The sequence below is a fragment of the Mesorhizobium sp. BR1-1-4 genome, assembly GCF_020165375.1.
Classification (GTDB): Bacteria; Pseudomonadota; Alphaproteobacteria; order Rhizobiales; family Rhizobiaceae; genus Mesorhizobium; species Mesorhizobium australicum.
In genome coordinates this window covers 464,871-478,149 of record NZ_JAIUIB010000001.1, presented here as the reverse complement: position 1 = coordinate 478,149, position 13,279 = coordinate 464,871, and the positions used below count along the sequence as shown (strand labels likewise).

At 64.3% G+C, this 13,279-nt stretch carries 16 protein-coding genes; 11 read left to right on the top strand and 5 right to left on the bottom strand.

Going from position 1 to position 13,279, the window contains the following annotated elements; translation table 11 throughout:
- Positions 1 to 25: 25 nt before the first annotated feature.
- On the bottom strand, positions 26 to 193 hold the full coding sequence (locus LB571_RS02405; RefSeq protein WP_015314993.1) for a hypothetical protein: 168 nt from the start codon (positions 191 to 193) through the stop codon (positions 26 to 28).
- Positions 194 to 475: 282 nt separating this feature from the next.
- Here LB571_RS02405 and LB571_RS02400 point away from each other — a divergent pair, with 282 nt between their 5' ends.
- Both LB571_RS02400 and LB571_RS02395 read left to right on the top strand, forming a co-directional pair.
- Entirely contained in the window at positions 476 to 1,396 is a 921-nt protein-coding gene (locus LB571_RS02400; protein WP_015314994.1) for an SMP-30/gluconolactonase/LRE family protein, read from the top strand.
- A 162-nt stretch (positions 1,397 to 1,558) separates the two neighbouring features.
- Positions 1,559 to 1,768: a tautomerase family protein gene (locus LB571_RS02395; protein WP_015314995.1), complete on the top strand. Its 210-nt coding sequence runs from the start codon at positions 1,559 to 1,561 to the stop codon at positions 1,766 to 1,768.
- A gap of 39 nt (positions 1,769 to 1,807) precedes the next feature.
- On the opposite strand, the gene zapE is transcribed toward LB571_RS02395, so the two are convergent.
- The 3 genes from zapE to LB571_RS02380 form a co-directional block, all read right to left on the bottom strand.
- Complete coding sequence (gene zapE / locus LB571_RS02390) at positions 1,808 to 3,034, bottom strand: cell division protein ZapE (protein WP_015314996.1); 1,227 nt, start codon at positions 3,032 to 3,034, stop codon at positions 1,808 to 1,810.
- A gap of 92 nt (positions 3,035 to 3,126) precedes the next feature.
- The gene (locus LB571_RS02385) at positions 3,127 to 3,666 is read right to left on the bottom strand and encodes a protease inhibitor Inh/omp19 family protein (RefSeq protein WP_015314997.1); all 540 of its coding nucleotides are present in this window, start codon (positions 3,664 to 3,666) and stop codon (positions 3,127 to 3,129) included.
- Positions 3,667 to 3,804: 138 nt separating this feature from the next.
- Complete coding sequence (locus LB571_RS02380) at positions 3,805 to 4,248, bottom strand: hypothetical protein (protein ID WP_224529680.1); 444 nt, start codon at positions 4,246 to 4,248, stop codon at positions 3,805 to 3,807.
- A 213-nt stretch (positions 4,249 to 4,461) separates the two neighbouring features.
- Here LB571_RS02380 and LB571_RS02375 point away from each other — a divergent pair, with 213 nt between their 5' ends.
- The 9 genes from LB571_RS02375 (at position 4,462) to LB571_RS02335 (ending at position 12,662) form a co-directional block, all read left to right on the top strand.
- Complete coding sequence (locus tag LB571_RS02375) at positions 4,462 to 5,472, top strand: MBL fold metallo-hydrolase (protein WP_140719716.1); 1,011 nt, start codon at positions 4,462 to 4,464, stop codon at positions 5,470 to 5,472.
- Positions 5,473 to 5,551: 79 nt separating this feature from the next.
- On the top strand, positions 5,552 to 6,118 hold the full coding sequence (locus LB571_RS02370; protein ID WP_140618299.1) for a hypothetical protein: 567 nt from the start codon (positions 5,552 to 5,554) through the stop codon (positions 6,116 to 6,118).
- Positions 6,119 to 6,331: 213 nt separating this feature from the next.
- On the top strand, positions 6,332 to 6,493 hold the full coding sequence (locus LB571_RS02365; protein WP_015315001.1) for a DUF1328 family protein: 162 nt from the start codon (positions 6,332 to 6,334) through the stop codon (positions 6,491 to 6,493).
- Positions 6,494 to 6,586: 93 nt separating this feature from the next.
- Positions 6,587 to 7,471, top strand: a complete 885-nt coding sequence (gene dapF / locus LB571_RS02360; protein ID WP_015315002.1) for a diaminopimelate epimerase — start codon at positions 6,587 to 6,589, stop codon at positions 7,469 to 7,471.
- Positions 7,471 to 8,796, top strand: a complete 1,326-nt coding sequence (mtaB, locus tag LB571_RS02355) for a tRNA (N(6)-L-threonylcarbamoyladenosine(37)-C(2))-methylthiotransferase MtaB (protein WP_224592239.1) — start codon at positions 7,471 to 7,473, stop codon at positions 8,794 to 8,796. Before dapF ends, mtaB begins: the two co-directional genes overlap by 1 nt.
- A 498-nt stretch (positions 8,797 to 9,294) precedes the next feature.
- Positions 9,295 to 10,713, top strand: a complete 1,419-nt coding sequence (gene ftsY, locus LB571_RS02350; RefSeq protein WP_411961371.1) for a signal recognition particle-docking protein FtsY — start codon at positions 9,295 to 9,297, stop codon at positions 10,711 to 10,713.
- Positions 10,714 to 10,771: 58 nt separating this feature from the next.
- Complete coding sequence (locus LB571_RS02345) at positions 10,772 to 11,446, top strand: septation protein A (protein WP_015315005.1); 675 nt, start codon at positions 10,772 to 10,774, stop codon at positions 11,444 to 11,446.
- A 19-nt stretch (positions 11,447 to 11,465) separates the two neighbouring features.
- Entirely contained in the window at positions 11,466 to 12,086 is a 621-nt protein-coding gene (locus tag LB571_RS02340) for a pyridoxamine 5'-phosphate oxidase family protein (protein WP_140791675.1), read from the top strand.
- A 36-nt stretch (positions 12,087 to 12,122) separates the two neighbouring features.
- Positions 12,123 to 12,662 (top strand): NADPH-dependent FMN reductase, encoded by a 540-nt coding sequence (locus tag LB571_RS02335; protein WP_141906781.1) that lies wholly within the window; start codon positions 12,123 to 12,125, stop codon positions 12,660 to 12,662.
- Between the two features lie 72 nt (positions 12,663 to 12,734).
- Here LB571_RS02335 and LB571_RS02330 read toward each other — a convergent pair whose 3' ends face one another.
- Positions 12,735 to 13,163 (bottom strand): GNAT family N-acetyltransferase, encoded by a 429-nt coding sequence (locus LB571_RS02330; RefSeq protein ID WP_224591988.1) that lies wholly within the window; start codon positions 13,161 to 13,163, stop codon positions 12,735 to 12,737.
- Positions 13,164 to 13,279: the final 116 nt, after the last annotated feature.

Here is a 13,279-nt window from a genome sequence, read left to right as displayed (position 1 = left end):
GAGGACGACAAACGTGATGGGTTGCTCAGCCGTAGATCTGCTTGTGGATCTGGTAGAGCATTTCCGAACGGTCGGCGCGCATGTCGGCCAGATCGCGGCTGGAGAAGCTGTCGATTTCGGCGATGAGGCGATTGTAGTGCTTGCGCTTGGCGATGCTGGTGCGAGCGCGGGTCACGAGGTCGTTGAAGATCATAGCAAGGTTCCTTCTGTGCCGCATTCGGCGCGGCCGTTTCTTCCTCCCTTGATCGGTACGGATCATGACATAGGAATGGTGCGTTGCAAAAAGAAGATATTGCAATGCACCATTGCAGCCAGCGCATAGCCGGTTAATGGCTTCCTAAGCTCCCGCACGACGCGCGGCCCGGGCCGGCAGGCGAGCCGCCTCCCATTTTGTCTTACAAATTAGCGTTACCCCGTCTTGCCAGATCGATTGCGGGCTGGCTTGATCCAATGTCACCTGATGCCTGGAGGAAACATGGCGGCCGCAGATTATTATGAAGTTCTCGATCCGCGTTTCGGGCGCCTGTTCAACGGCAACGCGCAGGTGGAGAAGCTGTTCACCGGCTGCCGGTGGGCGGAAGGGCCGGCCTGGTTCGCCGCCGGCCGCTATGTCGTCTGGTCGGACATTCCGAACAACCGCATGATGCGCTACGACGAGACGGACGGCAGCGTCAGTGTCTTCCGTCAGCCCTCCGGCAATTCCAACGGCAACACCGTCGACCGGCAAGGCCGGCTGGTCACCTGCGAGCATTCGGGCCGGCGTGTCAGCCGCACCGAGCATGACGGCTCGATCACCACCATCGCCGCCAAATGGAAGGGCAAGCCGCTGAACTCGCCCAACGACGCGGTGGTGAAGTCCGACGGCTCGATCTGGTTCACCGATCCGACCTACGGCATCGACACCGACTATGAGGGCGACAAAGCCGAGAGTGAAATCGGCGCCTGCCATGTCTATCGGGTCGATCCCGACACGGGCGATATCGAGGCTGTCATCACCGACATGGTCAGGCCGAACGGCCTTGCCTTCTCGCTCGACGAAAGCCTGCTCTATGTCGTCGACACCGGCCGCACGCATGGCGCCGAGAACCCGGCGCATATGCGGGTGTTCAACGTCGGCAAGCACGGCAAGAAGGTTTCCGGAGGCAAGGTGTTCGCCGACTGCACGGCCGGACTGTTCGACGGCTTCCGGCTCGATGCCGATGGGCGCATCTGGACGAGTGCCGCCGACGGCATCCATTGCTACGATCCCGACGGCACGCTGATCGGCAAGGTCAAGGTGCCGGAGGTGACCGCCAATTGCGTTTTCGGCGGCGCCAAGCTGAACTGTCTCTACATCGCAGGCACCACCTCGCTTTATTCGGTGCGGCTGATGGTGAATGGGGCCAAGACCTATTGAGCCTGCTGGAAACGCTTCTCTGGCGTCCCTTATTGGCCGTTTTGCGGGTAGCCACAGCGCCCGCTTCGCCGCGGCTTCCGGAGCCACCATCCTGCGGTTCGCCGGAGCGGAGTTCGAAGCCGCCTGTCGGCGGTATCAGACACAATTCAAGGGGAGGGCGTCATGCCATTCGTCAACATCCGCATCGTCAAGGAAGTGATCGCCGCCGATCCGGCCGGCAAGAAGGCTGACATCGCCAGGAAAGTCACGGCGGCCATCATGGACGCCACCGGGCTTAGCAACGACGATGTCTGGGTGGTCTTCGAGGAAGTCAACGCCCGCGACTGGTATGTCGGCAAGACCGACGTGGAGACGTTGAGAGGCAAGAAATAATCCCAAGGCGCGATGAGCGCCGTAAATCCTGGGCTCTGCTCAGGAAGGTGAAGGTGCGGCGGCCGTATCCGCGCCTGCCGTGCGTCCGCCGACCGTACCTTCACCCGGCCGGCGCTTCGCCCAGCTCTCCAGCCAGTCGCGGCTTTGCATCTCGATCAGCCGCGATGCGGTTCGCTCGAATTCGAACACCTCGACGCCGCGCTTGGCCACATAAAGCGCGTGCGGTGGCGCCTCGGCGCTCACCACCAGCCGCGTATGATGGTCGTAAAGCGTGTCGATCAACAGGATGAAGCGTTTGGCCTCGTTGCGCTTGCCTTCGCCCAGTACCGGCACACGGTCGATGAAAACAGTCGAAAACCGCCCGGCGATCGCCAGGTAATCGCGCGCGCCGAGCGGCTTTTCGCAGAGGTCGGCGAAGGTGAAACGCGCAGCGTCACCAGCGGCGGCCGGCACCACCACCTTGCGTCCCTTCAGCGTCAGCGAGGTCTCGGCCGTCGGCGCACCGCGCGTCATCGACTGCCAGGCCTCGTCGAGCGCCTGGTCGGCCGCCGCATCGGCCGGTGTGACATAGACCGGCGTGCGTGCGAGCTTTTCCAGCCGGTAATCCTTGTCGCTGTCCAGCGACAGCACCTGCGCGTGGCGTTCCAGTATGGCGATGAACGGTAGGAAAAGCTGGCGGTTCAACCCGTCACGGTAAAGGTCTTGCGGCGCCACGTTCGAGGTGGCGACCAGCACGACCCCGTTGGCAAACAGTGCCGAGAACAGCCTGGACAGGATCATGGCGTCGGCGATGTCGGTGACCGAGAACTCGTCGAAACACAGCACCCAGGCCTGCTCGGCGAGCGCCTTGGCCACCGGCGGGATCGGATCGTCTTCCCTGACCGTGCCTTCCTTGCGCGCCTGCCGGTGTTTCTGGATACGGTCCTGCACATCGGCCATGAAGTCGTTGAAATGCACACGGCGCTTGCGCCTGACTGGCAGGAGCTCGAAGAACATGTCCATCAGCATGGTCTTGCCGCGGCCGACGCCGCCATGGATGTAGAGGCCCTTGACCGCTTCATGCGTCTCGCGCTTGCGCGCAAACAGCCAGCCCAGTGCACTGGACTTGTGCGCCAGCCGCTTGGCCGAGATCTCGACGGTCAGCCGGTCGAGCGCGGCGGCGATCGCTTCCTGCGCAGCATCGCGCTCGATCGCGCCTGATACCACCAGATGGTCGTAGCGCTGCCGGACGGTCGGATGGGTCTGAAGGCCGTCACGCAGATGCATCGATCACGTCATTGTTCAGAGCAGGATGCCCAGAGAAAGGGTGTGCCGAGATCGAGGTCACGCCGCCGGCATCACCTGAATATCGGCATCTCCTACCTCGTAAGCGAGATCGGTTGCCCGTTGGAAGTCTGGCCGTCGAATTTCGAGCCGCCCGACGAATAGAGCCGCGCCAGCGAACCGCCATTCTCGTCATAAAGCGTCAGCTGCTTGCCGGCGACGTTCCACGACTTGATGCCGTCGATCGGCGCCGGGCAATGCAGCGGCCCGGCGCGGAAACCGGCGCCGAACTTGGTCTGCGGCGTCGCCACCTTGCAGCTCTGGCCGGAGACGCTGACGTTCCAGACACCGGCGACGGCCGCCGCGCTGAGATCGGCGGCACCCGCGGGCGCCGCGCCGTCCGGCGGCAGCGAAGCAACCTGCGTGTTGGCCGGCGCGGTGGGGAACCGCGACGGGTCGGTGGTGCCGGGTGAGGCCGGCGGCGGCAGCTGGTTGGAACTCACCTGGCCGGCGGGGGCTGGCTGCAGCGGCGCCGGTTGCTGGTCGTCCATCGACGAGAAGCGTGAGGTTGAGCAGCCGCTCGCAACGAGTGCCGCCAGGGATACGGCCACCAGGCCGCCTTTCGAAAAATTCATTACAACCTCCGTCGGATCCGGCTGGGGGGAAACCGTCCGCGCAATCTCACCTCCACCAAGATGGAGAAGGTGGCGAAATTTCAACCCGATATGGTTAAAATAGGGTTTGTGGTATGAATTGTTGCAAATTTATCGCACTCACCCGGCGAGCGGCGCACTCGGCACGAACACATATCCGTCCGGTCCGACGATATAGCACTCGCGCAGACCATGCGGCTTATCGATCGCGCCGGCCAGCACGATGTGGCCATGCTCCAGCGCCGCCGCCTCGATCGCGTCGGGCTCCGCGCCATAGAGACGCAGTTCGATGCCGGCACCGCGCGTCTCCGTACCCGCGATGGAGCCCGTCATGGGATTGTCGAGATAAGAATGGTCCGCATGCAGCATGAACACCGATCCCAGAAGCTCGAGCGCGGCGAAATCCTCGTCGGCATAGACGATGCAGGCGCCAAGCACGTCACCGCAGAAGGCTTCCATCGCCGCCATGTCCGATACCAGCAGATTGACGCCGATGCCGCGCGGCAGCGAGCGGCCGAAATCCTCGGCCTTCATCCAGGGTGTCTTGGTCCGCTTCATCGCCATGGCGTCTTCCTCCTGATGCTGCGATCCTAGCCGAGACCGCCTTGCCGCCCTTGGCCTTCGGCCGGCAAACGCTTGCGCCAGGCGCGTCAGGGCTTATGTCTATGGCAATTCCAGGAAAGGTGTGTGGCGCTTTCCCCGGGAAAACGCGCAGCACTTTCCCCTGGGAATTGCGTGAAAACAAAGAGTTCACCGAAACCCGCCGGAGCGCAGACCTTGGCCGCCAGAAAGAAAGCCGCCAACCGCTACTACAGCGGCCCGTCCAGCGACCATTTCGACGGCAGCCTGTTCTTCAATCCCGGCGGCCGGATGCCCGGCCCCTTCAAGGATTTGCTGAAATGGCAGTTCAGCGGCCAGCGCTCGAAATGGCCGGCTGCCAGCCCGAGCCCCTTTGCGCAGGCAAAGCCGGCGGCGGCGGTCGAAGGCGCCGATCTGGTCGTGACCATGGTCGGCCATTCGACCTTGCTGATCCAGACAGCCGGGCTGAACATCCTTACCGATCCGGTCTGGTCGGAGCGCACATCGCCGTTCTCCTTTGCCGGACCCAGGCGCGTCAATCCGCCGGGTATCGCCCTTGGCGATCTGCCGGCGATCGACCTCGTGCTGGTCAGCCACAACCACTATGACCATCTCGACCTTGCCACGCTGAGGCAGTTGCAGGAGAAGCACGATCCGCTGGTGGTGACGCCGCTCGGCAACGATGCCATCATCGCCGCCGCGGTGCCCGGGACGCGGCTTTCCGCGCATGACTGGGGCGACAGGGTCGATGTCTCCGACGGCACCGCTATCCACGTCGAGCCCGCGCATCACTGGTCGGCGCGCGGGGCGCGCGACCGGCGCATGGCGCTGTGGGCCGGCTTCGTCATCGAGACGCCGGGCGGAAAAATCTATTTCGCCGGTGATACCGGCTTCCACGGCGGCATCAACTACCGGCTGATGGCGGAGAGGCATGGCGGCTTCCGCTTCGCCATCCTGCCGATCGGCGCCTACGAGCCGCGCTGGTTCATGGCGCCGCAGCACCAGAACCCCGAGGAAGCGGTCCAGGGCATGTCGTTGTGCAACGCAGCCTTCGCCGCCGGCTGCCATTGGGGCACGTTCCAGCTCACCGACGAGCCGTTCGACGAACCGGTGCGGAAGCTGGCCGAGGCGCTGGACGGCCGAGGCATCCCACAGGAGCGCTTTCGCGCCTTGCGGCCCGGCGAGATCTGGGAAGTGCCCCGGATATGATCGCCTCGATGGCTGGAATGACCGTTACGCTGCCATGGTTTTCGCTGATGGTCATCCGCGGACAGGATAGGGGAATCAGATGAAGTCAATCATGGCAGGTCTTTTGGCGCTGGCGGTCTCTGTGCCGGCGGCTTTCGCGGGCGAGATCAGCGATCGGGCGGCCGAGGCCGAGAAGCTGCTCCAGTCGGGTGATGGCGCCGGTGCGCTGGAGAAATTCAGCAGCGCCCAGGAAGCGCTCTGGCAAGCGATGCCGCTTGGCGTCCTGAACGTCAAGCAAGTCGACACGGCCTCCGGCTTCGGTATCTACAGCGAGCGCGCCAACCACATCTACAAGCCCGGCGAGAAAATCGTGCTGTACATGGAGCCGGTCGGCTATGGCTACGGCAAGGACGGCCTCGGCAACAGCATGATCGCGCTCTCTGTCGACATCACCGTCGTGTCCGCAGCCGGCGAAACGCTCGGCACAATGGAAAAAGTCGGCCGTGTTCAGATCGCCTCTCGCTCGCACAATCGCGAACTGTTCTTCAAACTCGACCTCTCCCTCGACGGCCTGCCGGCCGGCAAATACCGGTGCAACTTCGTCATGCATGACGAGAATTCGAGCAAGACGGCCCCCTTCAGCACGGATATCGAGATCGCCGGCTGAGGCGATGCCGGGAAAACCACCGATGTCCGATGGAGACGGCACCGGCGGGGACGAAATCCGCGTCGGGCGCAATGTCTTCATCAATCAGAACTGCACTTTCTACGACCTCGGCTGCCTCGACATCGCCGACGCTATCTCCCGGCCTCGGGAACCCAAGCACGACAGCCGCGTTTTTCAACCGGTTTCAATGTGTCCGGCTTGCGAGGCGTTCCCATGCTCAAATGGATCATCATTCTCCTGATCATCGCCGCCGCGGCGAGCCTGCTCGGCATGCCGGCGCTGGCGGGCGCGGCCGCCACTGGCGCGCGCATTCTCATCGGCATCGTGCTCATCATCTTCCTGTTGATCTTGCTTGGGGTCTTTGCGGTAACGTAAGTCCCGCACCTTCGCCGTGAAAGCGGCTGCGCACTGGTAATTCCTGCCCGTTTCCGCCATATAGCGCCGAACGGACATGGAAATTTCGGAGCAATGGCAGGCACGGCCCCTTTCGCCAAGATGAACGGCATCGGCAACGAGATCATCGTTGCCGACATGCGTGGCCGTGCGGATCGGGTGACGGCCGCGGCTGCCATCGCGCTCAACGCCGACGCAGCGACGCGGTTCGATCAGATCATGGCGATCCACGACGCCAGGACGCCGGGCACCGCCTATTTCGTCGACATCCTGAATTCCGACGGGTCGGGCGCGCAGGCCTGCGGCAACGGCATGCGCTGTGTCGTCCAGGCGCTGGCCGCCGAGACCGGCGAGAAGACCTTCACCTTCGAAACCGTGGCCGGCATCTTGAATGCCCGCGAACACGCGGACGGCTCGATCTCGGTCGACATGGGCACGCCGCGTTTCGGCTGGCGCGACATTCCGCTGGCCGAGGAGTTCCGCGACACCCGCATGATCGAATTGCAGGTGGGCCCGATCGACGCGCCGGTGCTGCATTCGCCTTCGGCCGTCTCGATGGGCAACCCGCACGCCATCTTCTGGGTCGACGCCGATGTCTGGACCTATGAACTCGACCGTTTCGGCCCGTTGCTCGAAAACCATCCGATCTTTCCCGAGCGCGCCAACATAACCATCGCGCAGGTGACCTCGCCCGACTCGATGATCATCCGCACCTGGGAGCGTGGCGCCGGCCTGACCAAGGCCTGCGGCTCCGCCTCGTGCGCGGCTGTGGTTGCCGCCGCGCGCACCAGGCGCACGGGCCGCAGCGTCAACCTTTTGACCCCCGGCGGCGGTACGCTGCATGTAGAGTGGCGCGAGGACGACCACGTCATCCTGACCGGCGCGGCCGAGTGGGAATTTTCCGGCAGCTTCGATCCGTCGACCGGACAATGGGCCCGCGACACCGAAAGCGCGGCGTGATGTCCCCCCTTGCCAAGGACGTCGACGTGGCGAAGGAGGCCGGCCGCATCGACGTGGTGACTTTCGGCTGCCGTCTCAACACCTATGAGTCCGAAGTGATGCGGCGCGAGGCCGAAAATGCCGGCCTCGGCGCGCTGGATGGCGGCGCCGTCATCTTCAACACCTGCGCCGTCACCGGCGAAGCGGTGCGCCAGGCCAGGCAGGCGATCCGCAAGGCGCGCCGCGACAACCCGGCCGCGCGCATCATCGTCACCGGCTGCGCCGCGCAGACCGAGCCCGAAAAATTCGCCGCCATGGACGAGGTCGATCTCGTGCTTGGCAATGAAGAGAAGCTGAAGGCCAATTCCTATCGCGCGCTGCCCGATTTTGGCGTCAACGATACCGAGAAGGCGCGCGTCAACGACATCTTTTCGGTGCGTGAGACCGCCGGCCACATGGTCGATGCCATCGAGGGCCGGGCCCGTGCGTTCGTGCAGGTGCAGAATGGCTGCGACCATCGCTGCACCTTCTGCATCATCCCCTACGGCCGCGGCAATTCGCGCTCGGTGCCGATGGGCGCCGTGGTCGAGCAGGTCAAGCGGCTGGCGGGCAACGGCTATGCCGAGATCGTGCTGACCGGCGTCGACATGACGTCTTTCGGCGCCGACCTGCCAGGCGCGCCGAAGCTCGGCAAGCTGGTGAAGACCATTCTCAGGCAGGTGTCCGACGTAAAGCGGCTCAGGCTGTCCTCCATCGATTCGATCGAGGCTGACGACGACTTGCTCGATGCGCTCGCCACGGAACCCAGGCTGATGCCGCATCTGCATCTGTCGCTGCAGTCGGGCGACGACATGATCCTGAAGCGCATGAAGCGCCGCCATCTGCGCGATCAGTCGATCCGCTTTTGCGAGGATGTGCGCAAGCTGCGGCCCGGCATTGTCTTCGGCGCCGACATTATCGCGGGTTTCCCGACCGAGACCGAAGCCATGTTCGAGAATTCGCTGGAGATCGTCGAGGAGTGCGGCCTGACCCATCTCCACGTCTTCCCATTTTCGCCGCGCGAGGGCACACCCGCCGCGCGCATGCCGCAGCTGCGTCGAGAGCTGGTCAAGCAGCGCGCCGCCCGGTTGCGCGCCGCCGGCGAAGCGGCCTACCAGCGCCATCTGTCCTCGCTCGCCGGCAGCCGTCAGTCGGTCCTGATCGAGCGCGACGGCCTTGGCCGCACCGAAGGGTTCACGCTTGCCGCACTCGGCACCGGCGCGCCGGGAGAGATCGTCGAGGCTGATATAACCGGCCACGACGGGATCAGGCTGATAGCCACTCCCCTTGCCGCCCGCGCCGCCTGAGAACACAAAAGCATGGCTGGTTTTTTCAAGAAGATATTTTCGTTCGGCAAGAAGGAGGTGGTCGAGGAGCGCATCGACGAGACCGCCCCGCTGCCGCCGATCAAATGGGACCAGCTCGACGCGCTGAAGCCGGCGGCCGAGCAGGCCGTGCCGGAGTTTTTGAAGCGCGAGGAGCCTGTGGCGGAAGCCGTGCCGGCGACCGTGCCTGCTCCGGTCGAGGCCGCGCCCGGGCCGCAGCCCGAGGAACCCACACCCGAGGAACCCACACCCGAGGAACCCACACCCGGGCCTGCGCCGACCATTCCGCCCGCGCCGGAGCCGACGGTTCCGTCAGAACCGGAGCGGCAGCCGGAGCCTGCGCCGGAAGAGAAACCGGCACCCGCGCCCGAGACACCTGAACCGCCCGCGCCGGAAGAGGTCCCGCCGCCGCAGGTTGCTCCCGAGCCCACGCCCGAACCCCAGCCGCAGGAGATCCCGCCGGCGCCATCGGAGCCGGAGATCGTTCCCTCGCGTCCGGAGAGGCGACCGGAACCCGCGCCCGTCGAAGTGCCGACGCCGCCAGTCGAAGTGCCGGCCGAGATACCCGCACCGGTCGAGGTGCCGTCGGCGTCGCCGGCTGAAGTGCCTCCGTCGGCGGCCGCCGTCGAGCAGCCTTCAAGGGCCGGCGCTGCCCCTCATCCGCCTGCCGGCACCTCCCCGTATAGGGACGGGGCGAAGGAAGGGGCTTCAGCACCGTCCTTGCCCGGTTTGCGGGGAGAGCATGAAGGAAAGCGCGGACCTGCCGTCGAAGCGGCGCTCGAAGCGCCACCAGCTGAAATCGCCCCTCCCATTCGCCAACCTGCACCGGTCGAGACGCAGCCGGTCGTTGCCGAGGTCGCGCCCGAGCCTCAATCGGTCCCGCGGCCCACCCCGGAGCCAAGACCCGTTCCCGGCAAGGTGACGGTCGCCAGAAAGGTCGAGCAGAAGGCCGAGCCACAGAAGGCGCCGGAACCGGCGCCGAGGCAATCCTGGTTCCAGCGCATGCGGGACGGGCTAGCCCGGTCCTCGCGCGAACTGACCGGCAACATTGCCGGCGTCTTCACCAAGCGCAAGCTGGACGAGGAGACGCTGCAGGACCTGGAGGACGTGCTGATCCGCGCCGATCTCGGCGTCGAAACGGCGCTGCGCGTCACCGATTCACTGGCCTCCAGCCGCTACGGCAAGGATGTTTCCGATACCGAAGTGCGCGCCGTCATGGCGGCCGAGGTGGAGAAGGTGCTCGCGCCGGTCGCGAAACCACTCGAGCTTGACCTCTCGCACAAGCCGCATGTCATCCTGGTGGTCGGCGTCAACGGCACCGGCAAGACCACGACCATCGGCAAGCTAGCCGCCAAGCTGACCGATGGCGGCCTGTCGGTGATGCTGGCCGCCGGCGATACGTTCCGCGCCGCCGCGATCGAACAGCTGAAGATCTGGGGCGAACGAACGAAATCGCCCGTCATTGCCTCGAAGCTCGGCGCCGACGCCGCCGGTCTCGCCTACGATGCCTTCGAGCGGGCAAAGGAAGCCGGCTCCGACGTGCTGATCATCGACACCGCCGGCCGGCTGCAGAACAAGACCGAACTGATGGCGGAGTTGGAAAAGATCGTCCGCGTGCTGGGTAAGCTCGATCCCGAAGCGCCGCACACCGTGCTGCAGACGGTCGACGCCACGACCGGCCAGAACGCGCTCAACCAGGTCGAGATCTTCCGCAATATCGCCGGCGTCAACGGCCTGGTGATGACCAAGCTGGACGGCACGGCGCGGGGCGGTATTCTGGTGGCGATCGCGGCAAAACATAAATTGCCGGTCTATTTCATCGGCGTCGGCGAACAGGTCGACGACCTCGAACCGTTTTCCGCAAGCGAATTCGCCAGGGCGATCGCTGGAGTGGCTTGAACAAGGCACGATGCCGGAAGTGAGGCTTCCGGATTGGATCGTGCGTTAGAAGGAAACCATGAACCCACCCATTCTCGAACGCGATCCGTCCGACCCGCAGAAAGAGAAGAAGGAAGGCATCAATCCCGTGCTCAAGCTGGCGCTGGAGCTCGGGCCGCTGCTCGTCTTCTTCTTCGCCAATGCGCGCGGCGAGTGGCTGACGCAGAAATTGCCCGTGCTGGCTGAATTCGGCGGCCCAATCTTCGTCGCCACAGGCCTGTTCATGGCCGCGACCGCCATCGCGCTGATCGCCTCATGGCTGCTCACCCGCACCTTGCCGATCATGCCGATGGTGTCGGGGGTCGTCGTTTTCATCTTCGGCGCGCTGACGCTTTATCTGCAGGACGATATCTTCATCAAGATGAAGCCGACCATCGTCAACACGCTGTTCGGCGGCGTGCTGCTTGGCGGCCTGTATTTCGGCCGCTCGCTGCTCGGCTATGTCTTCGAGTCCGCATTCAAGCTCGATGCCGAAGGCTGGCGCAAGCTCACCTTCCGCTGGGGCCTGTTCTTCCTGTTCCTGGCCCTCGTCAACGAAGTCGTCTGGCGGAATTTTTCCACCGACGCCTGGGTTACGTTCAAGGTCTGGGGCATCATGCCGATCACGCTTCTTTTCACCTTCAGCCAGATGCCGCTGATCCTGCGCCACTCGCTGGACGACAAGGCCGGCGGCGAAGAGAAAGTCGGCAAATAAGGCTGTAAAGGGGAGAGCCATGGAATTCGTCACCACCCAGGAGGATCTGCGGACCATCTACAAGACGCCGCGCCCGACCGATGGCTCGATCCGCAAGGAATTGAAGGCGCTGGACGCCCATTGCCGCTCCTTCATCGGCAAGAGCCCATTCGTGCTGATCGGCTCGTCCGATGGCGAAGGCAATGCCGACGTCACCCCGAAAGGCGACAAGCCGGGCTTCGCCGCCATTCTCGACGAGAACACCATCGCCATCCCCGACCGGCCCGGCAACAACCGGCTGGATACGCTTGAAAACATCATCCGCAATCCCTCGGTCGGGCTGCTCTTCCTCATACCAGGCATGAACGAGACGCTGCGCGTCAATGGCGATGCCCGCATCACCGTCGATGCCACCTTGCGCGAGCGCCTTGCGGTCGACGGCAAGGAGCCGCAAAGCGTTATCGTGATCGTAGTCAAGGCCGCTTACATGCATTGCGCCAAGGCTTTCATGCGCTCCGATTTGTGGAAGCCCGACAGCTGGCATGATCGCGCCACGCTGCCGACGCTCGGCCAGATCCTGCGCGACCAGTTGGCACTGGCCGATTCGGCCGAGGCGACCGACCGCTGGCTCGACGGCGAGTACAAACAGACGATGTGGTAGGGTTGTCGGCCCCCGATTCGTCTGGACTGGTCCGCCTTGCTCAACCTCATTGCGATATCCGGCAGCCTGCGGGCGGCCTCCACCAATTCGGCCCTGGTCGCGGCACTGGCGCTGAACACGCCAGCGGGCTGTCGCGTCACCGTCTATGACGGGCTTGGCCGGCTGCCGATCTTCAATCCCGACGACGAGGGCGAGCGGACGCCGCGCGAGGCCTCCGATCTGATCGAGGCCGTCACCGGCGCGGACGGTGTCGTCGTCTCCTGTCCCGAATATGCCCATGGCGTGCCTGGCGGCCTTAAGAACGCGCTCGACTGGCTGGTCTCGCGTGACGCCGCCGTCGGCAAGCCGGCGATGCTGGCGCACGCCTCGCCACGCTCGCTCTACGCCCGCACGGCGCTGGCGGAGATCATGCGCACCATGTCGTTCGCGCTTTGCGAAGAAGCCATGCTCGAGGTTTCGCTCCTCGGCAAGAAGCCGGCGGAGGTTGAAAGTATCCTGCGAGAGCCGGCAAACGTGCGGGCAATTCGCGATGGCCTGTCAGCCTTCGCGGCCTTCATCCGCTCGCGCCAAATTTGAGCGGACTCGCGCCAAATTGAGCGGTCGCCATCGTGTCGTCGTCCTGGAAGGACCGGAGGCGTCGGCCAATCGCTACAGCCGATAGACGTACATCACAAAGGTCTCCGCCTCGCCATGCGCCTCCTTGCGCCCCTCATAAAGTGCGCGGGCGGTCAGATTGTCCGGCTCGGTGCCGACCCAGGCCTCTTCGCAGCCATGCTCGCGGCCGAGCGCGAACATCGCGTCGAGCATTCCGCGCGCGATGCCCTGGCGCTGGAAGGCTGGCGAGACGCCGACCTCGTCGACATAGAGTTCGGGCGCCTTGTCCGGATGGCGGTGCATGACCGCCGCGCATTGGCCGACGACAACGTCCTCGGCCAGGGCCACGATCATGAAATGGCCCGATTGCGCGAGATAGCTTGCCAGGCGATCGGGCCGCACCGGCTCGTCGAACACGTCGTCGGCAATCCGCATCACAAGGGCGTCATCTCCGGGATAAAGCCTTCTGATCTCAATCGCCATTGTGTAAATTCTCCCAAGTCGGCTTACAAACTTTGACGTTTACGTAAATCCCAAACACACTAACCGATTGAAAATGCAGGGGTCGAAATAATCGTTTGAATTTATTCCGCACCAGA

Coding starts and splice junctions, on each gene's coding strand:
- LB571_RS02400 (WP_015314994.1), top strand. CDS start 476: ATGGCGGCCGCAGATTATTATGAAGTTCTCGATCCGCGTTTCGGGCGC.
- LB571_RS02330 (WP_224591988.1), bottom strand. CDS start 13,163: ATGGCGATTGAGATCAGAAGGCTTTATCCCGGAGATGACGCCCTTGTG.
- LB571_RS02385 (WP_015314997.1), bottom strand. CDS start 3,666: ATGAATTTTTCGAAAGGCGGCCTGGTGGCCGTATCCCTGGCGGCACTC.
- dapF (WP_015315002.1), top strand. CDS start 6,587: ATGGCAGGCACGGCCCCTTTCGCCAAGATGAACGGCATCGGCAACGAG.
- LB571_RS02345 (WP_015315005.1), top strand. CDS start 10,772: ATGAACCCACCCATTCTCGAACGCGATCCGTCCGACCCGCAGAAAGAG.
- zapE (WP_015314996.1), bottom strand. CDS start 3,034: ATGCATCTGCGTGACGGCCTTCAGACCCATCCGACCGTCCGGCAGCGC.
- LB571_RS02395 (WP_015314995.1), top strand. CDS start 1,559: ATGCCATTCGTCAACATCCGCATCGTCAAGGAAGTGATCGCCGCCGAT.
- LB571_RS02380 (WP_224529680.1), bottom strand. CDS start 4,248: ATGGCGATGAAGCGGACCAAGACACCCTGGATGAAGGCCGAGGATTTC.
- LB571_RS02370 (WP_140618299.1), top strand. CDS start 5,552: ATGAAGTCAATCATGGCAGGTCTTTTGGCGCTGGCGGTCTCTGTGCCG.
- LB571_RS02405 (WP_015314993.1), bottom strand. CDS start 193: ATGATCTTCAACGACCTCGTGACCCGCGCTCGCACCAGCATCGCCAAG.
- LB571_RS02365 (WP_015315001.1), top strand. CDS start 6,332: ATGCTCAAATGGATCATCATTCTCCTGATCATCGCCGCCGCGGCGAGC.
- LB571_RS02340 (WP_140791675.1), top strand. CDS start 11,466: ATGGAATTCGTCACCACCCAGGAGGATCTGCGGACCATCTACAAGACG.
- mtaB (WP_224592239.1), top strand. CDS start 7,471: ATGTCCCCCCTTGCCAAGGACGTCGACGTGGCGAAGGAGGCCGGCCGC.